Origin of the sequence: Frigoribacterium faeni (assembly GCF_007988805.1) — a bacterium.
In the GTDB taxonomy this organism is placed as follows: domain Bacteria; phylum Actinomycetota; class Actinomycetes; order Actinomycetales; family Microbacteriaceae; genus Frigoribacterium; species Frigoribacterium faeni.
This window is the reverse complement of sequence record NZ_BJUV01000018.1, coordinates 36,351-56,272: the sequence shown is the minus strand read 5'-3', so window position 1 is coordinate 56,272 and position 19,922 is coordinate 36,351. Positions and strand designations below refer to the sequence as shown.

16 protein-coding genes and 1 pseudogene are annotated in these 19,922 nt (G+C 73.7%); 7 read left to right on the top strand and 10 right to left on the bottom strand.

Features of this window, described 5'->3' with window-relative positions; all coding sequences use genetic code 11:
* Nucleotides 1-68 precede the first annotated feature (68 nt).
* Entirely contained in the window at nucleotides 69-764 is a 696-nt protein-coding gene (locus FFA01_RS09985; protein WP_146855648.1) for a hypothetical protein, read from the bottom strand.
* 224 nt (nucleotides 765-988) lie between these two features.
* Between FFA01_RS09985 and FFA01_RS09980 the strand changes: the two genes are divergently transcribed.
* A complete protein-coding gene (locus FFA01_RS09980) occupies nucleotides 989-1,732 on the top strand; it encodes a hypothetical protein (RefSeq protein ID WP_146855646.1) in 744 nt (247 codons plus the stop codon).
* 89 nt (nucleotides 1,733-1,821) lie between these two features.
* Here the strand turns inward: FFA01_RS09980 and FFA01_RS15930 are convergent, their stop codons facing one another.
* From FFA01_RS15930 to FFA01_RS09965, 4 genes are all read right to left on the bottom strand, one after another.
* On the bottom strand, nucleotides 1,822-2,799 hold the full coding sequence (locus FFA01_RS15930; protein ID WP_208720890.1) for an alpha/beta hydrolase: 978 nt from the start codon (nucleotides 2,797-2,799) through the stop codon (nucleotides 1,822-1,824).
* Nucleotides 2,796-3,794: an endonuclease/exonuclease/phosphatase family protein gene (locus FFA01_RS15925; RefSeq protein ID WP_167627338.1), complete on the bottom strand. Its 999-nt coding sequence runs from the start codon at nucleotides 3,792-3,794 to the stop codon at nucleotides 2,796-2,798. Before FFA01_RS15925 ends, FFA01_RS15930 begins: the two co-directional genes overlap by 4 nt.
* A gap of 95 nt (nucleotides 3,795-3,889) precedes the next feature.
* A complete protein-coding gene (locus FFA01_RS09970) occupies nucleotides 3,890-4,300 on the bottom strand; it encodes an arsenate reductase ArsC (protein ID WP_146855641.1) in 411 nt (136 codons plus the stop codon).
* Between the two features lie 106 nt (nucleotides 4,301-4,406).
* Entirely contained in the window at nucleotides 4,407-5,570 is a 1,164-nt protein-coding gene (locus FFA01_RS09965) for a M20/M25/M40 family metallo-hydrolase (protein ID WP_208720889.1), read from the bottom strand.
* An 83-nt stretch (nucleotides 5,571-5,653) separates the two neighbouring features.
* Here FFA01_RS09965 and FFA01_RS09960 point away from each other — a divergent pair, with 83 nt between their 5' ends.
* Nucleotides 5,654-6,820, top strand: a complete 1,167-nt coding sequence (locus FFA01_RS09960; RefSeq protein WP_146855639.1) for a metallophosphoesterase family protein — start codon at nucleotides 5,654-5,656, stop codon at nucleotides 6,818-6,820.
* Nucleotides 6,817-9,873 (top strand): AAA family ATPase, encoded by a 3,057-nt coding sequence (locus FFA01_RS09955; RefSeq protein ID WP_146855637.1) that lies wholly within the window; start codon nucleotides 6,817-6,819, stop codon nucleotides 9,871-9,873. Before FFA01_RS09960 ends, FFA01_RS09955 begins: the two co-directional genes overlap by 4 nt.
* Before the next feature lie 234 nt (nucleotides 9,874-10,107).
* On the opposite strand, the gene FFA01_RS09950 is transcribed toward FFA01_RS09955, so the two are convergent.
* From FFA01_RS09950 to FFA01_RS09940, 3 genes are all read right to left on the bottom strand, one after another.
* Nucleotides 10,108-10,368 (bottom strand): DUF6458 family protein, encoded by a 261-nt coding sequence (locus FFA01_RS09950; protein WP_146855635.1) that lies wholly within the window; start codon nucleotides 10,366-10,368, stop codon nucleotides 10,108-10,110.
* Nucleotides 10,369-10,743: 375 nt separating this feature from the next.
* Complete coding sequence (gene aroD / locus FFA01_RS09945; RefSeq protein WP_146855633.1) at nucleotides 10,744-11,517, bottom strand: type I 3-dehydroquinate dehydratase; 774 nt, start codon at nucleotides 11,515-11,517, stop codon at nucleotides 10,744-10,746.
* Nucleotides 11,514-12,467, bottom strand: a complete 954-nt coding sequence (locus FFA01_RS09940; RefSeq protein WP_208720888.1) for a shikimate dehydrogenase — start codon at nucleotides 12,465-12,467, stop codon at nucleotides 11,514-11,516. Before FFA01_RS09940 ends, aroD begins: the two co-directional genes overlap by 4 nt.
* 228 nt (nucleotides 12,468-12,695) lie before the next feature.
* On the opposite strand from FFA01_RS09940, the gene FFA01_RS09935 reads away from it, so the two are divergent.
* From FFA01_RS09935 to recQ, 3 genes are all read left to right on the top strand, one after another.
* Nucleotides 12,696-15,245: a 5'-nucleotidase C-terminal domain-containing protein gene (locus FFA01_RS09935; RefSeq protein ID WP_167627337.1), complete on the top strand. Its 2,550-nt coding sequence runs from the start codon at nucleotides 12,696-12,698 to the stop codon at nucleotides 15,243-15,245.
* Between the two features lie 110 nt (nucleotides 15,246-15,355).
* Nucleotides 15,356-16,300 (top strand): CPBP family intramembrane glutamic endopeptidase, encoded by a 945-nt coding sequence (locus FFA01_RS09930; protein WP_146855629.1) that lies wholly within the window; start codon nucleotides 15,356-15,358, stop codon nucleotides 16,298-16,300.
* Between the two features lie 31 nt (nucleotides 16,301-16,331).
* Nucleotides 16,332-18,395 carry a DNA helicase RecQ gene (gene recQ, locus FFA01_RS09925; protein WP_146855627.1) on the top strand — a complete coding sequence of 688 codons (2,064 nt, stop codon included), beginning with the start codon at nucleotides 16,332-16,334 and terminating at the stop codon, nucleotides 18,393-18,395.
* Here recQ and FFA01_RS09920 read toward each other — a convergent pair.
* On the bottom strand, nucleotides 18,359-18,889 hold the full coding sequence (locus FFA01_RS09920) for a hypothetical protein (RefSeq protein ID WP_146855624.1): 531 nt from the start codon (nucleotides 18,887-18,889) through the stop codon (nucleotides 18,359-18,361). The genes recQ and FFA01_RS09920 overlap by 37 nt on opposite strands.
* Before the next feature lie 236 nt (nucleotides 18,890-19,125).
* On the opposite strand from FFA01_RS09920, the pseudogene FFA01_RS16475 reads away from it, so the two are divergent.
* Nucleotides 19,126-19,536: pseudogene (locus FFA01_RS16475) on the top strand (lysophospholipid acyltransferase family protein); the annotation flags it as partial.
* Here the strand turns inward: FFA01_RS16475 and FFA01_RS16470 are convergent.
* Nucleotides 19,530-19,745: a hypothetical protein gene (locus FFA01_RS16470; RefSeq protein WP_371859201.1), complete on the bottom strand. Its 216-nt coding sequence runs from the start codon at nucleotides 19,743-19,745 to the stop codon at nucleotides 19,530-19,532. The pseudogene FFA01_RS16475 and the gene FFA01_RS16470 sit on opposite strands and share 7 nt — an antisense overlap.
* Between the last annotated feature and the right edge of the window lie 177 nt (nucleotides 19,746-19,922).

The following is a 19,922-nucleotide window of genomic DNA, read 5'->3' as shown; positions in this document are numbered from 1 at the left end:
CTTCTAGCTCGGGTGCGGAGTCCGTTTCGCGGTGCGGTGCCGCCGACGCGGGCCGCGGAGGCGCGGTGTCAGCTCCAGAGGCGCGCGACGATCGAGCCGACCAGGTCGTCGGTGGGCACGTTCGTCTGGTCGACGGTCACGACCACGTCGTCGCGGACGAAGTACGTCACGGTCCGGTCGACGGGGTACTGCGGGTCGGCCGTCACGAGCTGGCAGAGGCGCCCGCCGTCGGCCGTGCTGCAGCCGTAGCCGTCGGCCGCGAAGCCGTCCATCAGCGGGCCGGTGACCGACGGATCGAGATGCCCCATGTTCACGCCGATGCCCGAGACGTCGGAGCGGGGGTCGCGCCAGTAACACGCCAGCTCGTTCGCCGCTCCGATGACCTCGATGGCGGTCGCGCCCTCGCCTGCGGCCGTCGGGGTCTTCACTCCCGAGTTCGTGCCCGAGAAGCCGAACTCGACCGGGTTGAGCGGGATGTCGCCGAAGTTCGTCGTGTAGGCGGCCGAGTCGACGATCTGAGTGCAGTCGGTCGGGATCGCGACCGGGGTCGCGGCGGCCGGCGGCTCGGTCGTCGCCGCGTCGGTCGGCGCGGCCTCGGTCGGCGTCGTCTCGGGCGTCGTCGCGCTCGGGCTCGACGATGCGGCGGGCGATGCGCTCGCCGGCGAGGACACGGGGGTGGCCGGCAGTGTCTGCCCTCCGCAGCCCGTCAGCAGGACCAGTGCCAGACCGGCCGTCCCGATCGTGCCGATGCGTCGTGTGCTCATGTCGTTCCCCATCACCCCGTGCGGCCTCTGCTCGGGCCTGCTGCTCCACGCTAGCCAGCCGTCTCGGGGGCCGTGTCGTCCTGGAGGATGACTCCGCGCCTCCGTCGATCACGATTCCGTCACGAGGTCCTGGTGTCATCCTCCTGGATGACACCGGGTCTCGTGCGATGGAGATCCGGTCTCGGCGCTGTCGGACGGTGCGCCCCCGTCGCTACGGTCGGCGCATGAGAACTCTCTGGGGAATCACGTCGGCGGCCGCCGTCACCATGTCCGTCATGACCGTGCTCGTGGGGTGCACGGCACAGGAAGCGCCCGCGTCGTCGTCGTCGAGCACGACGTCCGCCGCGCCCTCGCAGACGTCCGCACCGTCGGCCCCGGGGGACGGAGCGACGGACGCCGACGGCACCGCCGACGCCCTGGCCGCGGTCGACACCATCGTGGTGTCCGCCACCCAGCTGTCGTTGCGCGAGGCGGACACCGAGGTCGCCGCGATCGGCCTCGTCGGCACGTCGCTGGACGACGCCGTGGAGACCCTCAGCGGGGTGCTGGGCGAGCCCCGTTCCAGCGACCTCGCGGCCGCGAGCTGCGTCCGGGCGCAGACGGCGTGGGCCTGGGGCGACACGACCCGCATCGGCACAGCCGACCTCTTCACCGACGACGGGACGCTCAGCTTCGGGACGAACGAGACCGCGGTCGCCACGTCGGACGGGAGGACGGTGCGGATCGAGACGCCGACCGGCGAAGCCGTCGGAGACTCCGTCGAGTCGCTGGACGACGCGTTCGCCTCGACCGTGAAGGACGACTTCCCGTCGGTTCCCGAGCAGGAGCTGCTGTCGATCGTCTACGACCTCGTCAGGAACCCGCAGGTCGACGACGGCAGCTGGCGCCCGTACGGTGCCTCGGTCTACAGCGAGAAGGGCGTCATCCACTCGATCATGGGACCCAACGAGATCAAGAGCGACTGCTGAGGTCACCCGACGTCCGTGCGGCCTGAGTCTCGATCGTCGACGGCGAGCCGGCCGACGGCGAGCCGGCCGACGGCGAGCGGGCCGACGGCCTAGCCGAGGCGCGCGCCGAGGAACGCGAGCTGGTCGGGCACCACGCGTCGCCAGTAGGCCATGTCGTGTGCACCGGAGGTGAAGACGCCGGTCGGGCGGGGCGTCACGGTGTCGACCAGCCGGCGGTTGTTCGGGCAGAAGGCGTCCGCGGTGCCGCAGTCGATCCGAGCGGCCACTGTTCCGAGAGCGCGAGCGCGCGACGGATCCAGGAGGTCGTTCCGCGCGAAGTCGTCGGCGTCGTCGAACGCCCCCGACGCGGCCCGATCGGCCGTCGGCCAGAGCGCGACCGACATCGCCCCGACCGCCGCGACCCGTGCGGGCCCCAGGTCGCTCGCGAGCAGGAGGGCGCCGAACGCCCCCATGGACCAGCCGAGCAGGCCGAGCCTGGACGTGTCGAGCCCCTGGTCGGCGAGGAGCGGCAGGAATTCCTCGACGAGCATGCCCCGAGGGTCCTCTCCGGAGACGCGAGGATGCCAGTAGGCGTCGCCACCGTCCACGGACGCCACGGCGAAACCCGCCGTGCCCTGCGACACCGCCTGCGCCTGGAACCGGTCGAGCCCGAGACGGTCGCCGAAGCTCGTGCGGTGGTCGCCTCCGTAGCCGTGCAGCGAGACGATGACGGGCAGGCGGTCGCCGACGCTGCTGCCCGGCGGGTAGCTGATGGTCCACCCGGTGTCCGCGCCTCGACGAGCCGCCGAGAGGAATGTCCCGGTCGCCGCCGGGCCGGGCGCCAGATCCGGGATCTCGCCCGCTGCGCCGACGAGACCGAGCTTCCGCTCGACGAAGGACCGCCCGGGGATCACGCCGGCGGCGGATGCGGCGACGCCCCCGGCGCCGATCACCACCGCGGCGCCTGCCGCGACGAGGAGGCTGCGCCGCGTGACGAGGCGCGCTCGAGCTCGTCCGGTCGGATCGCCGTCGAGCTCGGCTGGGCTCGGGTCGGCGCTCGGATCGCGGTCGTGAGTCGGTCGGGTCACGGGGCGCTCCTGTCGTCGACCGCGGCGAGGCGGGCCAGGATCGGACGGTGATCGGTGCCGTCGCGGTCGTGGCCGGAGAGCACCTCGAAGCTCGTCGGCGTCCAGGCGCTCCCCGCCAGCACCCGATCGATCTGCGCCCCGACGGCTGCGGGGAGCCAGGTCGGCCAGGTGCCGGTCGTCGTCTCGCCCCGGCGCTCGGCGACGTCGCGGCACCGGCCGAGCCCGTTCGCGGGGAGGTTCTGCGCCGTCGCGTTGAGATCGCCGACGGCGATCGAGAGGGGACGGTCGCAGGCGCGCGCGACCCACGCGATGTGCTGCTGCCACAGGCTCGACGACCACAGCCGGGCGTGCTCGGCGTGGACGACGACGATCGGCGGACTCGTCGCGTCCGACGGGACGGCGGTGAAACCGGCCCACGGCGGGGCGTCGGTCGTGTCGACCGTATACGCGCCGAGCCGGTCGGAGATGAGCACGCTCGAGGTCGACGACTCCGCCGAGAGGAGCTGGTATCCGTTCTCGGCGGCCCATCCGCCGAACTGACCCTCCGCGAGTCGCCCGAAGTACTCGGGGAGGACGATGACGTCCGCCCGGTGATCGTCGACGAGGGCGAGGATCACGGACGCGTCGACGTCGTCCTGCCCGGTGTTCCACGAGAGGATCGTGAGGTCCGCGCCGTCGTCGGCCCGCGCCTCCTCGGCCGGAACCGACAGCGCGGGAGCGCCGACGAAGCCCACGAGGGCGAGCACCAGCAGGCCGGCGGCGACGATCCCGCCCGGGCGGTCGCGGTCGGCGCGTCGACCCGCGAGGAGCGCGACGGCGAGGCCGAGGAGGCACGCGATCGCGACCGCGCCGACGAGACGGCTCATCGCGACGACATGCAGGAGGGGCGCCTCGTCCACCGACCGGAGGGACGGGCTCACCCCGATCGACAGCACGCCGACGACCGCGACGGCGGCGAGGAGCCCCCGGAACACCCTCTGGCGCGTGCGAGACACGATCGCAGCATAGGAGAAGGCGCGCTCCCCGAGGGGCCACTCGTGAGCGTGCGCCGCGAGGAACCGTGCTCGGGAGCGCCCGCGGGCGCCGACGATCAGGCGGTCGCGGGGGCGATCTCGGCCAGGAGGGCTTCGACGCGAGCCCGGATGTCGTCGCGGATGGGGCGGACGTCGTCGATGCCGCGGCCCGCGGGGTCGGTGAGCTCCCAGTCCTCGTAGCGCTTGCCGGGGAAGATCGGGCAGGCGTCGCCGCAGCCCATCGTGATCACGACGTCGCTGTCGCGCACGGCGTCGGTCGTGAGGACCTTGGGCTGGTTGCCCGCGATGTCGATGCCCTCCTCGGCCATGGCCTGGATCGCCACGGGGTTGATCTCGTCCTTGGGCTGGCTTCCGGCGGAGAGGACGTCGACGCGATCGCCGGCGAGGGCCTGCAGGTAGCCGGCGGCCATCTGGGAGCGGCCGGCGTTGTGCACGCAGACGAACAGGACGGTGGGCTTGGCGGTCATGACGGGCTGCCTTCGGATCGGGGTCGTCGAGTGGTCCAATGATGTCGTTCCCGAGCTGGGGAAGAGCATCCTCCGACCACTCGAGCCCGGCACGCGCCCGCGTCGGCTACGCCAGGTCGGCGAGGAGGGCGACGACGAACTCGCTGCGCTCGACCATGCCGGCCACGCTGATCCACTCGTGGCGGGCGTGCGCCCCGCCGCCGACCCCGCCGACGCCGTCGAGCACCGCGCAGCCGAGGGCCGCGGCGAAGTTGCCATCGCTCGCCCCGCCGACCGAGACCTCGCGCAGCTCGAAGCCGAGCGTCGCCGCGACGGCCGCCGCGCGTCCGTACAGTGCGGCCGTCACCGCCGTGCGCTCCATCGGAGGGCGGTTCCAGCCGCCCGTCACCTGCACCCGCGCGAGCGGATCGTGCGGGGCGAGTCCGGCGAAGAGGGCCTCGACGCGGGCGGCCTCGTCGGACGAGGTGACGCGCACGTCCACCGAGGCCCGGGCGTGACCGGCCCGCACGTTGGTGCGGGTGCCGCCCTGCACGATGCCGACGTTGAGCGACGTGCCCGCGTCGATGTCGGCGGCGCCGTGCAGCTGCAGGATGATCCGGGCCATCTCGTCGATGGCGCTCGCACCGGACCGGGGGTGCAGGCCGGCGTGCACCTCGACGCCGAAGGTCTCGACCTCGAAGATGCCGACGCCCTTGCGGGCGGTCTTGACGGCGCCCTCCGCGGCGGACTCGAAGACGAGCACCGCGCCTCCTCGGCTCACCTCGGCCTCGATCGCCGAGCGCGAGGCGATGCTGCCGACCTCCTCGTCGCCGTTCAGCACGATGCGGACACCGGGCCGGGGCAGCCCCAGCCCGTCGGACACGGCGATGGCGTGACCGAGCTGGATCAGACCCGACTTCATGTCGAAGACCCCGGGGCCGGTCATGACGTCGCCGTCGATCGTGATCGGCCAGTCGGCGAGCGTGCCCTCCGACCAGACGGTGTCGTAGTGGCAGAGCGCACTGACCCATTCGGACGACCCCGTCGGCGACGGGTACTCGAGGGTGACCGTGTCGCCGTAGCCCTCCACCACGTGCACCCGACGCGCGGCCGCCGGGCCCGCCGTGGCCGTCAGCCAAGACTCTATCCAGGCGAGGCCGGCCTCGAGCAGGTCGACGTCGTCGGAGGGGGTCTCGAGCGAGGCGTAGGCGACCAGATCGGCGATCATCCGCTCGTGGCGTGCCTCGACCTCGTTCCGGAGGGCGGGCAGGTCGATGGTGTCGTCGGTCACGGTGCGGATCTCCTCCAGCGCTTCGGTGTCGGACCTCGACGCTACAGTGACGACGACCCACCGGCACCGCAGAACGGAGACCCGTGCTCATCCTGCACACGAGCGACTGGCACCTCGGACGCACGCTGCACGGCGTCGACCTGCACGATCACCAGGCCGCCTTCGTCGACCACCTCGTCGAGCTCGTCCGCGAGCGGGGTGTGCAGGTGGTGGTCGTCGCCGGCGACGTGTACGACCGGGCCGTGCCCTCGGTGCCGAGCGTGCGCCTCCTCGGCCAGGCCCTCCGGCGGCTCAGCGAGCTCGCGACGGTCGTCGTGACCCCCGGCAACCACGATTCGGCCGTCCGGCTCGGCTTCGCCGCCGAGCTCATGCGCCCCGGTCTGCACCTGCGCGCCCGCGTCGACGAGCTCGACGGCCCGGTCGTCGTCGACGACACCGACGGCCCCGTCGCCTTCTACGGCGTGCCCTACCTCGACCCCGACTCGGTGCGCCACGCGCTCGCCGACGCCGATTCCGACGGGCCCCTGGCCCGCTCGCACGAGGCCGTCGTCGGCGCGGCGATGCGTCGCATCCGTGCCGACCTCGCCACGCGCGAGGGAGCCCGGTCGGTCGTGGTCGCGCACGCGTTCGTCTCCGGAGGCGCGGTGAGCGAGAGCGAGCGCGACATCCGTGTCGGGGGAGTCGACTCGGTGCCCTCCGGGGTGTTCGACGGCGTCGACTACGTGGCGCTCGGCCATCTGCACGGCGCCCAGCGGGTCGGCCCCGTCGACGCCCGGCCGACGGTGCGCTACTCGGGGTCGCCTCTCGCGTTCTCGTTCGGCGAGCGGAACCACGTCAAGTCGTCCACCCTCGTCACGCTCGACGCCGACGGGCTCGCGACCGTCGAGACCGTGCCGACGCCGGTGCCCCGGCCCCTCGTCGAACTCACCGACACGATCGGCCGCCTTCTCGACGGTCGCTACGACGAGCACGTCGAGGCGTGGTCGCGGATCCTCGTCACCGACCCCGTGCACCCCGACCGGCTGTACTCCCGCGTGCGCGAGCGGTTCCCGAACGCGTTGGCGATCCTGCACACGCCGATCGGCGCCGTCGACGCGCCCGCGCTGCGGGCCGTCACGATCGAGACCGACCCGGTCGAGGTCGCCGCCGATTTCGTCGCCTTCGCCTCGGGCGCCGACGCCAGCGCGATCGAGCTCGACATCGTGCGCTCGGCCTACGAGGCCGCGCGGGCGACGGAGGCCAGCGCGTGATCCTGCACCGGCTGACCCTGCGCGCCATCGGGCCCTACTCGGGCGAGCACAGCATCGACTTCGCGGCCCTCGGCGCCTCAGGCGTCTTCCTGCTCGAAGGGCCCACCGGGTCCGGCAAGTCGACCATCATCGACGCCGTCGTGTTCGCGCTCTACGGCGGGCTCGCCGGGTCGACGTCGAGCCCCGACCGGCTGCGGAGCCACCACGCGGCCGCCACCGTCGAGCCCTTCGTCGAGGTCGTCTTCGAGACCGCCGCGGGCATCCACCGCATCCGACGGACGCCCGCCTACCGGCGGCCCAAGACACGCGGCACGGGCACGACCCCGCAGAACCAGACGGTCAGCCTCGTGCTGCTCACCTCGCCCGACGCCGTCGACGGCACCGTCGTGTCGACCAGCGCACAGGAGGTCGGCGCCGAGATCGGACGCGTGCTCGGACTCACCAAGCAGCAGTTCGTGCAGACCGTGGTGCTGCCCCAGGGCGAGTTCGCCGCGTTCCTGCGATCGACCGGCGAGAAGCGCAAGGAGGTGCTGCAGTCGCTGTTCGGCACCGAGATCTACGAGAAGACCACCGCGCAGCTCGTCGACCGCCGCGTGGCCGCCCACCGGTCGATCGCGGCGGCCGAGCGCGAGGTCGAGCTCGCGACGAGCCGGCTGCGCGAGGCCACCGGGGTCGACGACGACGTCTTCGCCGAGGCCCGGGCGGCCGGGCGCGCCGCCGACCTCGATGGCGCCGCCGACCTCGACGGCGGGGCCGGGCTCGACGGTCGCGGCGGTCTCGACGACCTCGTCGCCGGGCTCGTCGCCGACGCCGCCGACCTCGCCGTCCGTCGCGACGCCGCCCGGGCCGACCGCGACGCGGCGCGCCTCCTGCTCGACGAGCAGCGACGGCTGCAGGGGGCCCTCGGCCGACGGGCGACTCTGACGGCACGCGACACGGCGGTGCGCGAGGCCGAGGCCGAGGTGCGCACGGGGCGGGCGCGTCTCGACGACGCGCGCCGCGCCTCCTCGGTGCTCGCCGCGATCGACGGGTCGCGTCGTGCCGACGAACGGCGGGCGACCACGACCGAGCAGGTGCGGGTCGCGCTCGCGACGGACGGCGCCCCCGAGCTCGCCCAGGCCGCCGCGGAGGCGGCCCGCGACACCGCCGCCGCCCGGCGCGACTCGCTCACCGGCGAGCTCGGCGCCCTGACCGACGTGGCCCGCCTCGAGAAGGGGCTGCCCGACCGCGTCGCCGCCCTCGAGGTCGCCGACGAGCGGCTCGACGCGGCGACCGACCGGATCGTCGAACTCGACCGGGCCCTCGACGCGCGTCCGGAGGCGCGGGTCGGCCTGGTCGCGGCCCTCACCGCCCTGAGCGAGTCCGCCGCCGTCGCCCCGGCCGAGGCGGCGCTCGCCGACGCGACGCGCCGTCGCGAGCGACTCGACGACCTCGCCCGACGTGAGGACGCGCTCGAGAGCGCGACCGAGGAGCTGCACGCCGCCACCCGGGTGGCGCTCGAGGCGGCCGCGCTCGAGAGCGACCTGCGTCGCCGGAAGATCACGGGCATGGCCGGCGAGCTGGCCGCGACGCTCGGCGACGACGACCCCTGTCCCGTCTGCGGCTCGACCGTGCACCCCCACCTCGCCGCGACCACGGCCGACCACCCCGACGACGAGCTCGTCGACCGCGCGTCCGACGACCGCGCCCGCCGGGAGAACGACCTCGCGGCGGCGGCGTCCCGGCGCTCGGTCGCCCTCGACCGTCGCGACGAGCGGGCGGCGGAGCTCGACGGCGTCACGCCCGAGACCGTCGGCGCCGAGCTCGAGGCCGCCCGGGCGCACCTGGCCGCAGCCCACGAGGCGGTGACGGCGCGAGCCCACGCCGAGGAGGCCCTCGAGCGACACGACGCCGACACCGACCGACTGCGCGCGGCCGTCGCGGCCGAGCGGCTGTCGCTCGCCACCGCGCGCGAGCGGGCCGAGAGCGACCGCCGCCGACTCGACGACGACGCCGCGACCGTGGCGCAGCACCTCGACGGACGAGCCGAGACCGTCGCCGCGCTCGTCGCCGACGTCACGCGGCGGCTCGGCGACGCGCGTCGGCTGGTCGACGCGTTCGACGCCGACGCGGCCGCGGCCGATGCGGCGGCCACCCGCCGCGCCGACCTCGACGCAGCCCTCTCCGCTGCCGGCTTCACCACGGTCGACGAGGTCGCCGTCGCCACGCTCGAACCCGCCGAGCTGGCCCGACTCGACGCGCTCGTCGCCGCCCACGACCGCGAGCGCGCGGTCGTCACGGCGGGCCTGGTGGAACCCGAGATCGCCGCGCTCACCGGAGACGAGACCCCGGACGTCGAGCACGCCGAGTCGCGCGTCGCCGCCGCCGAGGCGACGCACGCCGAGATCGCCGCGGCGGCGGCCCGAGCGGAGGAGCGCGCGAGTCGGTCCACCGCCGCCCTGGCCGCGCTCACCGCAGCCTCGGCGGTCGGCGACGCCGCGTCACGCGACGCCCGCGCGATCGTGCGGATGGCGGATCTGGCCAGCGCCTCCACGGCCGTCAACGTCAAGGGCGTCACGCTCGGCACCTACGTGCTGCTGCGGCGCTTCGACGACGTCGTCGCGGCCGCCAACGCCCGGCTCTCGGTGATGTCGAGCGGCCGCTACGAGCTGCAGTCGTCGGACGAACGCGAGTCGGGCTCGCGATCCCGCAAGACCGGTCTCGCGCTCGCGATCCGCGACCACGCCACCGACAGCACGCGCGACCCGGGCAGCTTCTCGGGCGGCGAGACCTTCTACGCCTCGCTCAGCCTCGCCCTCGGCCTGGCCGACGTCGTGCAGGCCGAGGCCGGCGGCCTCGAGCTCGGCACCCTGTTCGTCGACGAGGGGTTCGGCTCGCTCGACCCCGCGACCCTCGACGCGGTCATGACCGAGCTCGGTCGGCTCTCCGCCTCGGGCCGCGTCGTCGGGATCGTCAGCCACGTCGACGAACTCAAGCAGCGCATCGCCGATCGCATTGAGGTGCGGCGCCTGCCCGACGGCTCGTCCACCCTGCGGTCGACCGTCGTTGCCTGAGGCCTGAGGCCTGAGGCCTGAGGCCTGCGGTCGACGGGCCCGGCCTGCGGCCTGCGGTCGACGGGCCCGGCCTGAGACCCGTGGTCGACGGGCCTGGCCGGAAGCCTGCGGTCGACGGGCTCGGCCTGAGGCCTGCGGTCGACCTACCTGGCCGGGGAGAGGGCCCGCGGCATGACGACGGCCCCGTGCCCGGCCGGGGAGGCAGGGCGACGGGGCCGACGCGAGGGTGGCCGATCAGACGATCGGGCCGCCGCCGTCCTGGGTGGAGCGGCGCGTGACCTGCTCGCCGCTGGTCGGGTCGACGGCCGTGCGCGAGGTCGAGGTGACCTGGCGGCGCCGGGTGAGGAACACGATGCCGAGCAGGGTCACGACGACCCCCGCTGCGATGAGGATGTAGCCGATCAGCCGGATGTCGATCCCGGCCACCTGGAACTCGAGTGCGAACGCGAGGATCGCGCCGATCACGATCAAGGCGATTCCGCCGCCGATGCTCATGGGTTCTCCTTCGTTGGGGCGCCCGTCAGGAGTCGTCGCGGCCCCGACCGGCCGGAGCCGGGCACGACCGGCCTGGCCGGATGCTGTCGGAGGCCCACAGTACGCACGGCGCGTCGATCCCGTCACGCTCGGGGTGCTTTACGGGCCGCCGGGGCTCGGGATAGGGTCGTCACGCTCCGACGGACCCCGGCCCGACGACTCCTGTTGAGCGACGCCCGTCGCTCGTCTCCCGGTGGTGGAGCGTCGGCCGGGCCCGTCGGAGACCCTCACCTCCGCGCGGCATCACGCGGCATCACGCGGCGTCGGTCGGCACCAGGTCGAACCCGGAGGCGGCACCGCGCGGGCCGGGCCTGTCCTGGCCGGGCCTCGGCCGGCTCAGTCCCCGTGCAGCAGCCCCAGCGCCGCGCGCAGCCCGGCCGCGTCGAGCTGTCCCGGGGCGCTGGCGTCGCCGACCGTGCCGAAGCTGAGGCACGACCCGAACGTCTCGCCCGCCACGCGCGAGACCGCGCCGAGCGGCCCCATCGACATCGTGATCGCCGGCACGAGCCCGGCACCCGACCGGAACTCGGCGGTGGCCGCGAGGAGCGTCAGCACGTCGTCCGCGGACCGGGGCATGGCCGCCAGCTTGACCACGTCGGCGCCGAGCTCCTGCTGCTGCACCAGGCGCGAGACGATCTCGGCTCGAGCGGGGGTCGCCTCGAAGTCATGCGACGACATCACCACGGCGACGCCGGCCGCGTGGGCGGCGTCGACGACGGTCTCGAGCACGTCGGGCTGGGTGAACATCTCGACGTCGAGGGCGTCGACGGCTCCGGTGCCGACCAGGGCGCGGAGCAGCAGTCCGTAGTCGTCGGGGGTGATGTCGCGCTCCCCGCCCTCCTGCTTGGTGCGGAAGGTCGCGATCAGCGGGACGTCGTCGGGCAGGGCCGTCCGGACGGCGACGACCGCGGCCGTGGCCTGGGCCGTGTCGTCGACGGCCGTGAGCCAGTCGAGGCGCAGCTCGACGAGGTCGTACGCGTCGCGGGGGAGAGCGGCCGCGGTGGCGACCAGCGCCTCCTCGGTCCGTCCGGTCAGCGGCACGCAGACGGCGGGTCGGCCGTCGCCGAGCACGACCGATCGCAGGGTCACCGGCTGCGGGGTGGGGATCACGAGGGCGTCCCCCCGCCGACCGGGGTCGAGGAGGCGCGGGTCGAGGAGGCGCGGGTCGGCCGATCCGCGAGGCCCACCGCGCGACGCATCGCCTCGCGCACCCGCACCGCGTCCCGCGTCTCGTCGAGCGGGGCGTCGCCGTCGCCGTCGTCACCGACCGTTGCCGTGGCGCCGGCCGTGGCGCCCGCGCGGAAGAGCAGCACCTGCGAGAGCGCCTGCTCGACGAGCATGTCGAGACCGCTGAGCACGATGCCGCCCCCGTCGGCCCAGCGGGAGGCGAGGCGGGTCGGCCAGGGTTCGTAGGCGACGTCGACGAGGACGGAGTCGGCGTCGCGCGGTCGGATCGGCAGATCGTCGGCCGCGCCGCCGGGGAGCGTGCTGACGACGAAGTCGAGGGGTTCCGAGGAGGCGAGCTCGTCGAGCGGCGCCACGTCGACCTCGACGCCGAGGTCGGCGGCGAGAGCGGTGAGGTCGCCCGCGCGTCGGGGGTCGCGCAGCCGGATCGAGATCGAGCGGGCGCCGAGCCGCCAGGCCGAGAAGAGCGCGGAGGCGGCGGTCGCGCCGCCGCCGAGGATCGTCGCCGCGGTCGGACGCGCGTCGTGCCGCAGCTCGACCGAGCGCACGATGCCGTCGACGTCGGTGTTGTGTCCGTGGCGTCGCCCCTCGGCGTCGAACACGACCGTGTTGGCGACGCCGAGGCGGCTCGCCAGCGGCGACACGGTGTCGAGCAGGGGGAGGACCTCGCGCTTGAGCGGCATCGTCAGGCTGAGACCCAGCCAGCTCGGGTCGAGCGAGTCGACGAAGCCGGCGAGCGACCCCGACTCGACCTCGGCGCGGCCGTAGTCGAACGGGAGGCCGAGGGTCTCGTAGGCGGCCGCGTGGAGGGTCGGCGACAGCGAGTGCCCGATCGGCGAGCCGAGCACGGCCAGACTGCGACGGGCGGTGGTCACGCGGGCACCTCCGGGGTCTCGATCGGCGGACGCTCCAGCCTATCCCGGTCGTCGGCGGCGCCTGCCGGGCGTCGACCGTCCCTCCCCAGGCGCCCGTTCGTGAACAACTCGTGACGATCGACGGCGGATGCTTGCCGGATGCACAGCGGAAACCTAGGCTCGCGTGGTCGGCCCCCGTTCGCGGGTGGCGACCACCCCGATCCCGTCGTACCAGGAGCACAGACGCCCATGCGCACAAGCCCCCCGTCCTCACAGAACACCGGTCACGGAGGCGGGCGTCGCGTCCGCCGTCTCGCCCTCGTCGGCGCCACCGTCGCGGCCCTCGGGCTCGGCACTCTCGTCGCCGCACCGGCCCAGGCCGCCACGACCACGATCGACATCCTCGGCATCAACGACTTCCACGGGCGTCTCGCACAGGAGACCAGCCCGACGGCCGGTGCGGCCGTCATGGCCGGGAAGGTCAACCAGTTCCGGGCCGCGAACCCGAACACCCTCTTCGTCTCGTCCGGCGACAACATCGGGGCGTCGACCTTCACGTCGTTCATCCAGGACGACCAGCCCACGCTCGACGCGCTCAACTCGATGGGCCTGGACGTCAGCACGCCGGGCAACCACGAGTTCGACAAGGGGCGAGACGACTTCGACGACCGGGTCGTGCCGAACAGCGACTTCCCGTACGTCAGCTCGAACATCCTCGACAGCGCCACGGGCGAGCCGGTCTACGACCCCTACTACGTCGAGGACGTCAGCGGAGTCAAGGTCGGGTTCATCGGCGCCATCACCGAGCTCATGCCGGAGCTCGTGAGCCCGGCCGGCATCGAGGGGCTCGAGTTCGGCGACATCGTCGACTCGGTCAACGCGGCGGCGGACGAGCTCACCGACGGCGTCGACACGGCCGAGAACGGCGAGGCGGACGTGATCGTGCTGCTCGTGCACGAGGGCAACTCGACCGCCCTCGAGGCCGACGCGACCGGCGACGGCGAGTTCGCGAACATCGCCAAGAACGTCACGCCCGAGGTGGACGCGATCCTCTCGGCGCACACGCACCAGACCTACGACTTCGAGGACATCGTGCCCACCGGCGGCACCGAGCCCCGCCCGGTCATCCAGACCGGCAGCTACGGCGCGAACCTGAGCCACCTGACGGTGACCTACGACGACGCGACCGACGACGCGACCGTCACCGGCGGGCTCGTCCCGCTCTACCAGTCGGCCACGCCCGATCCCGCCGTCGCGACGATCGTCGCCGACGCCACCGCGGTCGCCGCCGTGGAGGGCCGTAAGCCCGTCGGCACGATCACGGCCGACGTCCTCCGCGCGAAGCAGCTCGACGGCAGCGAGAACCGGGGCGGCGAGTCCGCCCTCGGCAACCTCGTCGCCGACGCCCAGCTCGCGGCCACGACGGAGAACGGCGCCCAGATCGCGTTCATGAACCCGGGCGGCCTGCGCGCCGACCTGCGCTACGCGTCGAGCGGCGACACCGCCGTCGACCCCGATGGTCGCGTCACCTTCCAGGAGGCCGCCGCCGTCCAGCCCTTCGCCAACACGCTCGTGGTCTCGACCCTGACCGGGGCGCAGATCCGCCAGACCCTCGAGCAGCAGTGGCAGCCGGCCGGATCGTCGCGGCCGTTCCTCAAGCTCGGCGTCTCGAAGGGCCTGACCTACACCTACGACCCGACCGCCGCGGCCGGATCGCGCATCGGCCAGATCACGTTCGACGGCGCTCCTCTCGACGAGGCCGCCAGCTACAAGGTCGCCGTCAACTCGTTCCTCGCCGCCGGCGGGGACAACTTCACGGCTCTGAACGGCGCCTCGTCGAAGGCCGACAGCGGCAAGGTCGACCTGCAGAGCCAGGTCGACTACTTCGCCGCCAACCCGGTCGTCTCGCCCGACTTCGCCCAGCGCGCCGTCGGCGTCACCCTGCCGACGGCCCCCGAAGGCGGCTTCGCGGCCGGCGACACCCTCTCGCTCGGCCTCTCGTCGCTGCTGTTCAGCAACGGCGGTCCCACCAGCGGCACCGTGACGGCGTCGTTCGGCGACACCGAGGTCGGGTCCGCCGCGATCGACGGCACCATCGTCACCGCGACCGACGAGCAGGGTCGCGCCACGCTGAGCGTCACCGTGCCCGAGGGTCTCGAGGCGGGCACGCAGCAGCTGACGCTCGCGGTCTCCGGCACCGCGACGAGCATCTCGGTGCCGATCGAGATCGCCGAGACCGTCGTCCCGCCGATCGAGAGCGTCACCGCGCCGTCGATCAGCGGCAAGGCGGTCGTCGGCCAGACGGTGCGCACCGACGGAGGCACGTGGAGCGTCGACGACGTCACCCGCGCCTACCAGTGGACGCGTGACGGCGAGGCCATCGCCGGGGCCACCTCCGCCCGCTACCGTCTCGCGACCGCCGACGCCGGTCGCTCGATCGCCGTGACGGTCACGGCGTCGGCCGAGGGCTTCACCGAGGCGTCGGCGACGTCGTCGTCGGTCACCGTCGACAAGCTCGCGTCGTCGGTGCGGGGCTCGGCCTCCACGCTGGTCACGACCTCGCGCTGGCCGGTGAGCTACACGGCGACCGTCTCGGGCGCGATCGCGCCGACCGGCACCGTCACCGTGCGAGACAACGGACGCCCGGTGGGCACCGCGACGGTCGACGACGAGGGCAGGGCCTCGGTCGACCTCGGCAAGCTCGGGCGCGGCCTCCACCTGCTGACCAGCGAGTACGGCGGCGACGCGCAGCTCAAGGGCTCGAGCGGCGGCTTCAGCATCGTGGTGGTCCTCTTCTGACCGCACGAGAACACGAACGGCGGCGTGCCGTCCCCCTGCGAAGGGGGGCGGCACGTCGCCGTTCCCCCGCCCGCAGGGGCGGCGACGGGGGGACGACGTACCCTCGGGAGGTGACCGTCGCCTACCACCGCCTGTTCCGCGCCCTGCCGACGTACCGGTGGTGGAAGCCGATCGTCGCGGCCGTGCTCGCCGTGGTGCTCTACCTCGTCTTCTCGAACGCCTTCGTGCTCGGCGTCGTCGCGGTCCTCCGGGCGGTCGGCGGTCCCGACGCCGTCACCCGGGTGTACGCCGCGCTCCAGGCCGACCCGCTCGACGCCTCCGAGCCGCTCGTCATGGCCCTGACGCTCGGGTCGATCGCCACGATGCTGCCCGCCGTGCTGCTCGCCACCCGGTTGGCGGGCCTCGGCGGCCCGGGCCGCCTCTCGAGCGTGGCGGGCCGTCTCCGCTGGGGATGGCTGGCCCGCTGCCTCGTGCCCGCGGCGGTGTTCATGGGGCTGACGGTGCTGCTGACCACGGTCGTCGCGCCTCCTCTGGTCGGGGAGGCCGTCGGCTTCGGGCCGGTGACGACCCCGCCGGCGGCGATGGTCTGGTCGATGGCGGTCATCGTGCTCCTCGTGCCGTTGCAGGCCACCGCCGAGGAGTACGCGTTCCGCGGTTTCGCCATGCAGGCGCTCGGGTCGTGGATCGCCTGGCCGGTCGTCGCGATCGTGCTGCCCACCCTCGCTTTCGCCGCCGCGCACGCCTACAACCCGTGGGGGCTGGCCGACGTGGCCGTCTTCGGGGTGGCCGCGGCGTGGCTGACCTGGCGCACGGGCGGCCTCGAGGCGGCGATCGTGGCGCACGTGCTCAACAACGTCGTGCTGTTCCTGCTGCTGGCGCCGTTCGCCGGCACTCCGTCGAGCGACGGCAGCCCGCTGGGCCTGGCCGTCACGCTCGTCTGCACGCCGCTCTACGTCTGGCTGGTGGTGCGGGCCTTCGACCGGTCGGGGGTCTCCCGTTCCTCCACAGGCGGGCTCGCCTCGGTGGCCGTCCCCGAGGAGGCGCGGGGCCGGTGACGGCGTCGGTCGCGCCTCCTAGACTCGCCTGGTGACCAACGCTCCCACCGCCTCCGCCGTCGCCCAGCCGGGCTCCGCCGCCCCGCTCGAGGTCCTCCACCGGGTGTTCGGCTACGACGCCTTCCGCGGTCAGCAGGCCGCGATCATCGACCAGGTGGTCGGCGGCGGCGACGCCCTCGTGCTGATGCCCACCGGTGGCGGCAAGTCGCTCTGCTATCAGGTGCCGGCCCTCGTCCGAGACGGCACGGGGATCGTGGTGTCGCCGCTCATCGCGCTGATGCAAGACCAGGTCGACGCCCTCGAGGCCGTCGGCGTCCGCGCCGAGTTCCTCAACTCGACGCAGGACCCCGACACCCGACGCGAGGTCGAGCGGGCCTTCGTCGCGGGCGAGCTCGACATGCTCTACCTGGCGCCCGAGCGGCTCAAGCTCGACTCGACCAAGAACCTCCTCGACCGCGGTCGGATCTCGCTCTTCGCCATCGACGAGGCGCACTGCGTCGCCCAGTGGGGTCACGACTTCCGCCCCGACTACCTCGAGCTCTCGGTGCTCCACCAGCGCTGGCCCGACGTGCCGCGCATCGCGCTCACCGCGACCGCCACCGAGACCACCCACCGCGAGATCTCGGCCCGCCTCGAGCTCGACGACGCCGCGCACTTCGTCGCCGACTTCGACCGCCCGAACATCCAGTACCGCATCGAGGCCAAAGACGGCCCCCAGCAGCAGCTGCTCCGGTTCATCCGGTCCGAGCACGACGGCGACGCGGGCATCGTCTACTGCCTGTCGCGGAAGTCCGTCGAGGGCACGGCCGAGTTCCTCGTCAAGCAGGGCATCGCGGCGCTGCCGTACCACGCCGGTCTCGACGCCGGCACGCGAGCCCGCAACCAGTCGCGGTTCCTCCGCGAGGACGGCATCGTCATGGTCGCCACCATCGCGTTCGGCATGGGCATCGACAAACCCGACGTCCGGTTCGTCGCCCACCTCGACCTGCCCAAGTCGGTCGAGGGGTACTACCAGGAGACCGGGCGTGCCGGGCGCGACGGGCTGCCGTCCACGGCGTGGCTCGCGTACGGCCTGCAGGACGTCATGCAGCAGCGACGCATGATCGACCAGTCCGAGGGCGACGCCGAGCACCGGCGCAAACTGAGCGCCCACCTCGACGCCATGCTCGCGTTGTGCGAGACCGTCGAGTGCCGTCGCGTGCAGCTGCTCGGCTACTTCGGCCAGGCCAGCACGCCGTGTCACAACTGCGACACCTGCCTCACCCCGCCTCAGGCGATCGACGGCACGGTGCCGGCGCAGAAGCTGCTCTCGACCGTCGTCCGCCTCAAGCGCGAACGCGACCAGCAGTTCGGCGCGGGTCAGATCATCGACATCCTGCTGGGCAAGACCACGCCGCGCATCACGCAGAACCGGCACGAGCAGCTCGCCACCTTCGGCATCGGCTCCGAGCTGTCCGAGATCGAGTGGCGCGGCGTCGTCCGTCAGCTGCTCGCGCAGGGCGTGCTGGCCGTCTCGCCCGACGGCTACGGCACCCTGCTGATCACCGACGCCGCCGCCGAGGTGCTGTCGGGGACGCGTCCGGTGCGGCTGCGCAAGGAACCCGAGCGTGCGGCGCGACCCGCGCGGGCGCGATCGGGTTCGCGCGGCTCGCGGACCGGCGCCGGCGCGGCCGACCTGTCGGCGGCCGACCAGCCCCTCTTCGAGACGTTGCGGCAATGGCGGGCCGGCATCGCCAGGGCGCAGGGGGTGCCCGCCTACGTCGTCTTCGGCGACGCGACGCTGCGCGGCATCGCGTCGGCTCGACCGACCTCGTCCGACCAGCTGTCGACCATCAGCGGCGTCGGTCAGAAGAAGCTCGACACGTACGGCCAGCAGGTGCTCGACGTCGTGGCCGGCACGTCACCCGAGGAGGCCGCGGCGGCTGCGGCGACCGGCGGCGGCGCGGCACCGTCGCGTGGCGGCGGGTCGGGCGCACCGCGTCCGTCCTTCGCCGAGCCCGCGGTCGACGACGTCCCGGTCGACGAGCACCCGTCGTACGACGAGCCCCCGTTCGACCCCTACGACGAGAGCGTGCCACCCGACGACTGGCGCTGATCGCCGGAGCCCTGCAGCTTCAGCCGCCGCGAGAGCAGGACGAGCGACAGGGTCGTGACGAACATGCCCGCCCAGCCGCCGACGAACGGTCCGCCGTTCAGTCGCGACACGTAGGCGGCGGCGAGCAGCAGGGCCGCCGCGATGGGGCTGAGCGCGTACACGAGGGGCACGACGACCGGCGGTCGGGGTCCGCCGCGCGTGACGCGCGACCGGACCACGACGATCATGACCGTCGTGACCAGTGACAGGAGCCCCGACGACACGTAGAGCAGGGTCGCGACGGTGGCGGCGACCCGACCGATCGCGTCCGTCGTGACGATCGCGCCGACGATGGCGAGGGCGGCGCAGAGCGCGTGCACGACCGGCGACAGCACGTACCCGATCCGTCGCACCCTGCCCGGCGGCAGCGGCAGGACGGCATCCGCCGGGCCGTCCGTCACGCGCGACGGCGTCGTCGGCAGCGGCCGCACGGCGTCCGCCGGTCCGTCCGCCACGCGCGGTGGCGCGGCCGGCCCCGGTCTCGCGGTCGTGCCTCTGAGCCGCCGCGTCCCCCGCGGTGCCCGTCGTCTCGTCTCGTTCCCCACGGGGGCGAGCATAGGAGCGAGCGGGGTTCGTCGGCAATCCTCTTTGCAGGGGACACCCGTTGTCCCCGTCGCACCTCACCCGCCGACGCCGGCCGACGGGTGCAGGTGACCTCGGCGGTCACCCGTCGTCGTATGCCGGGTGGCGCATGGGACGTGCGACAGAGTGGAGCGTGCTCACATTCCTCAGTCGCGCGTTCCTCGCACCGCTCGTGCGGCTGTTCTGGCGGCCCCGCATCCTCGGTCGTCGCAACGTCCCGCGCACCGGCGCCGTCATCCTCGCGAGCAACCACCTGTCGTTCATGGACAGCGTCGTCATCACCCTGATGGCCCGGCGGCGGGTGTCGTTCCTCGCGAAGAACGCCTACTTCACCGGCCGGGGCGCGCGAGGTCGCCTGAGTCGAGCCTTCTTCTCCGGCATCGGCGCGATCGGCGTCGAACGCGGCGCCGGGGCCGCGGCGCAGCAGGCCCTCGACCTCGGCCTGGAGCGCCTGACGGCCGGCGACGCCTTCGCCATCTACCCCGAGGGCACCCGCTCGCTCGACGGGCGGCTCTATCGCGGACGCACCGGCGTCGCCTGGCTCGCGCTGACCAGCGGGGCACCGGTCGTGCCGGTGGGCCTGATCGGCACGGACGAGCTGCAGCCGGTGGGCTCGAGCGTGCCGCGCCTCCGTCGGTTCACGGTCGCCTTCGGCGAGCCGCTCGACCTGTCGCACCACGGCGCCGCCTCGTCGGGCAGGGCACGACGGCACGCGACCGACGAGATCATGGCGGCCATCCGCGACCTCAGCGGTCAGGTCGAGGCCGGCTCGTACAACGACCCGCCCGCCGCGTCGGTCGTCGAGCGGGTGCGCCGAGCGATCCGCCCCGACCCGGTCGGACCCGACCCCCCTCGACTGACCCGCGCCTCCCTCCCCACGCGGCGGCCTCGTGGCACCGTCCACAC

Bases quoted from the DNA above. Each gene is read 5' to 3' on its own strand.
- FFA01_RS09950 (WP_146855635.1), bottom strand. From the start codon at position 10,368: ATGAGCATCGGCGGCGGAATCGCCTTGATCGTGATCGGCGCGATCCTC.
- FFA01_RS09970 (WP_146855641.1), bottom strand. From the start codon at position 4,300: ATGACCGCCAAGCCCACCGTCCTGTTCGTCTGCGTGCACAACGCCGGC.
- FFA01_RS09980 (WP_146855646.1), top strand. From the start codon at position 989: ATGAGAACTCTCTGGGGAATCACGTCGGCGGCCGCCGTCACCATGTCC.
- FFA01_RS09935 (WP_167627337.1), top strand. From the start codon at position 12,696: ATGCGCACAAGCCCCCCGTCCTCACAGAACACCGGTCACGGAGGCGGG.
- FFA01_RS16470 (WP_371859201.1), bottom strand. From the start codon at position 19,745: ATGATCTCGTCGGTCGCGTGCCGTCGTGCCCTGCCCGACGAGGCGGCG.
- FFA01_RS09985 (WP_146855648.1), bottom strand. From the start codon at position 764: ATGAGCACACGACGCATCGGCACGATCGGGACGGCCGGTCTGGCACTG.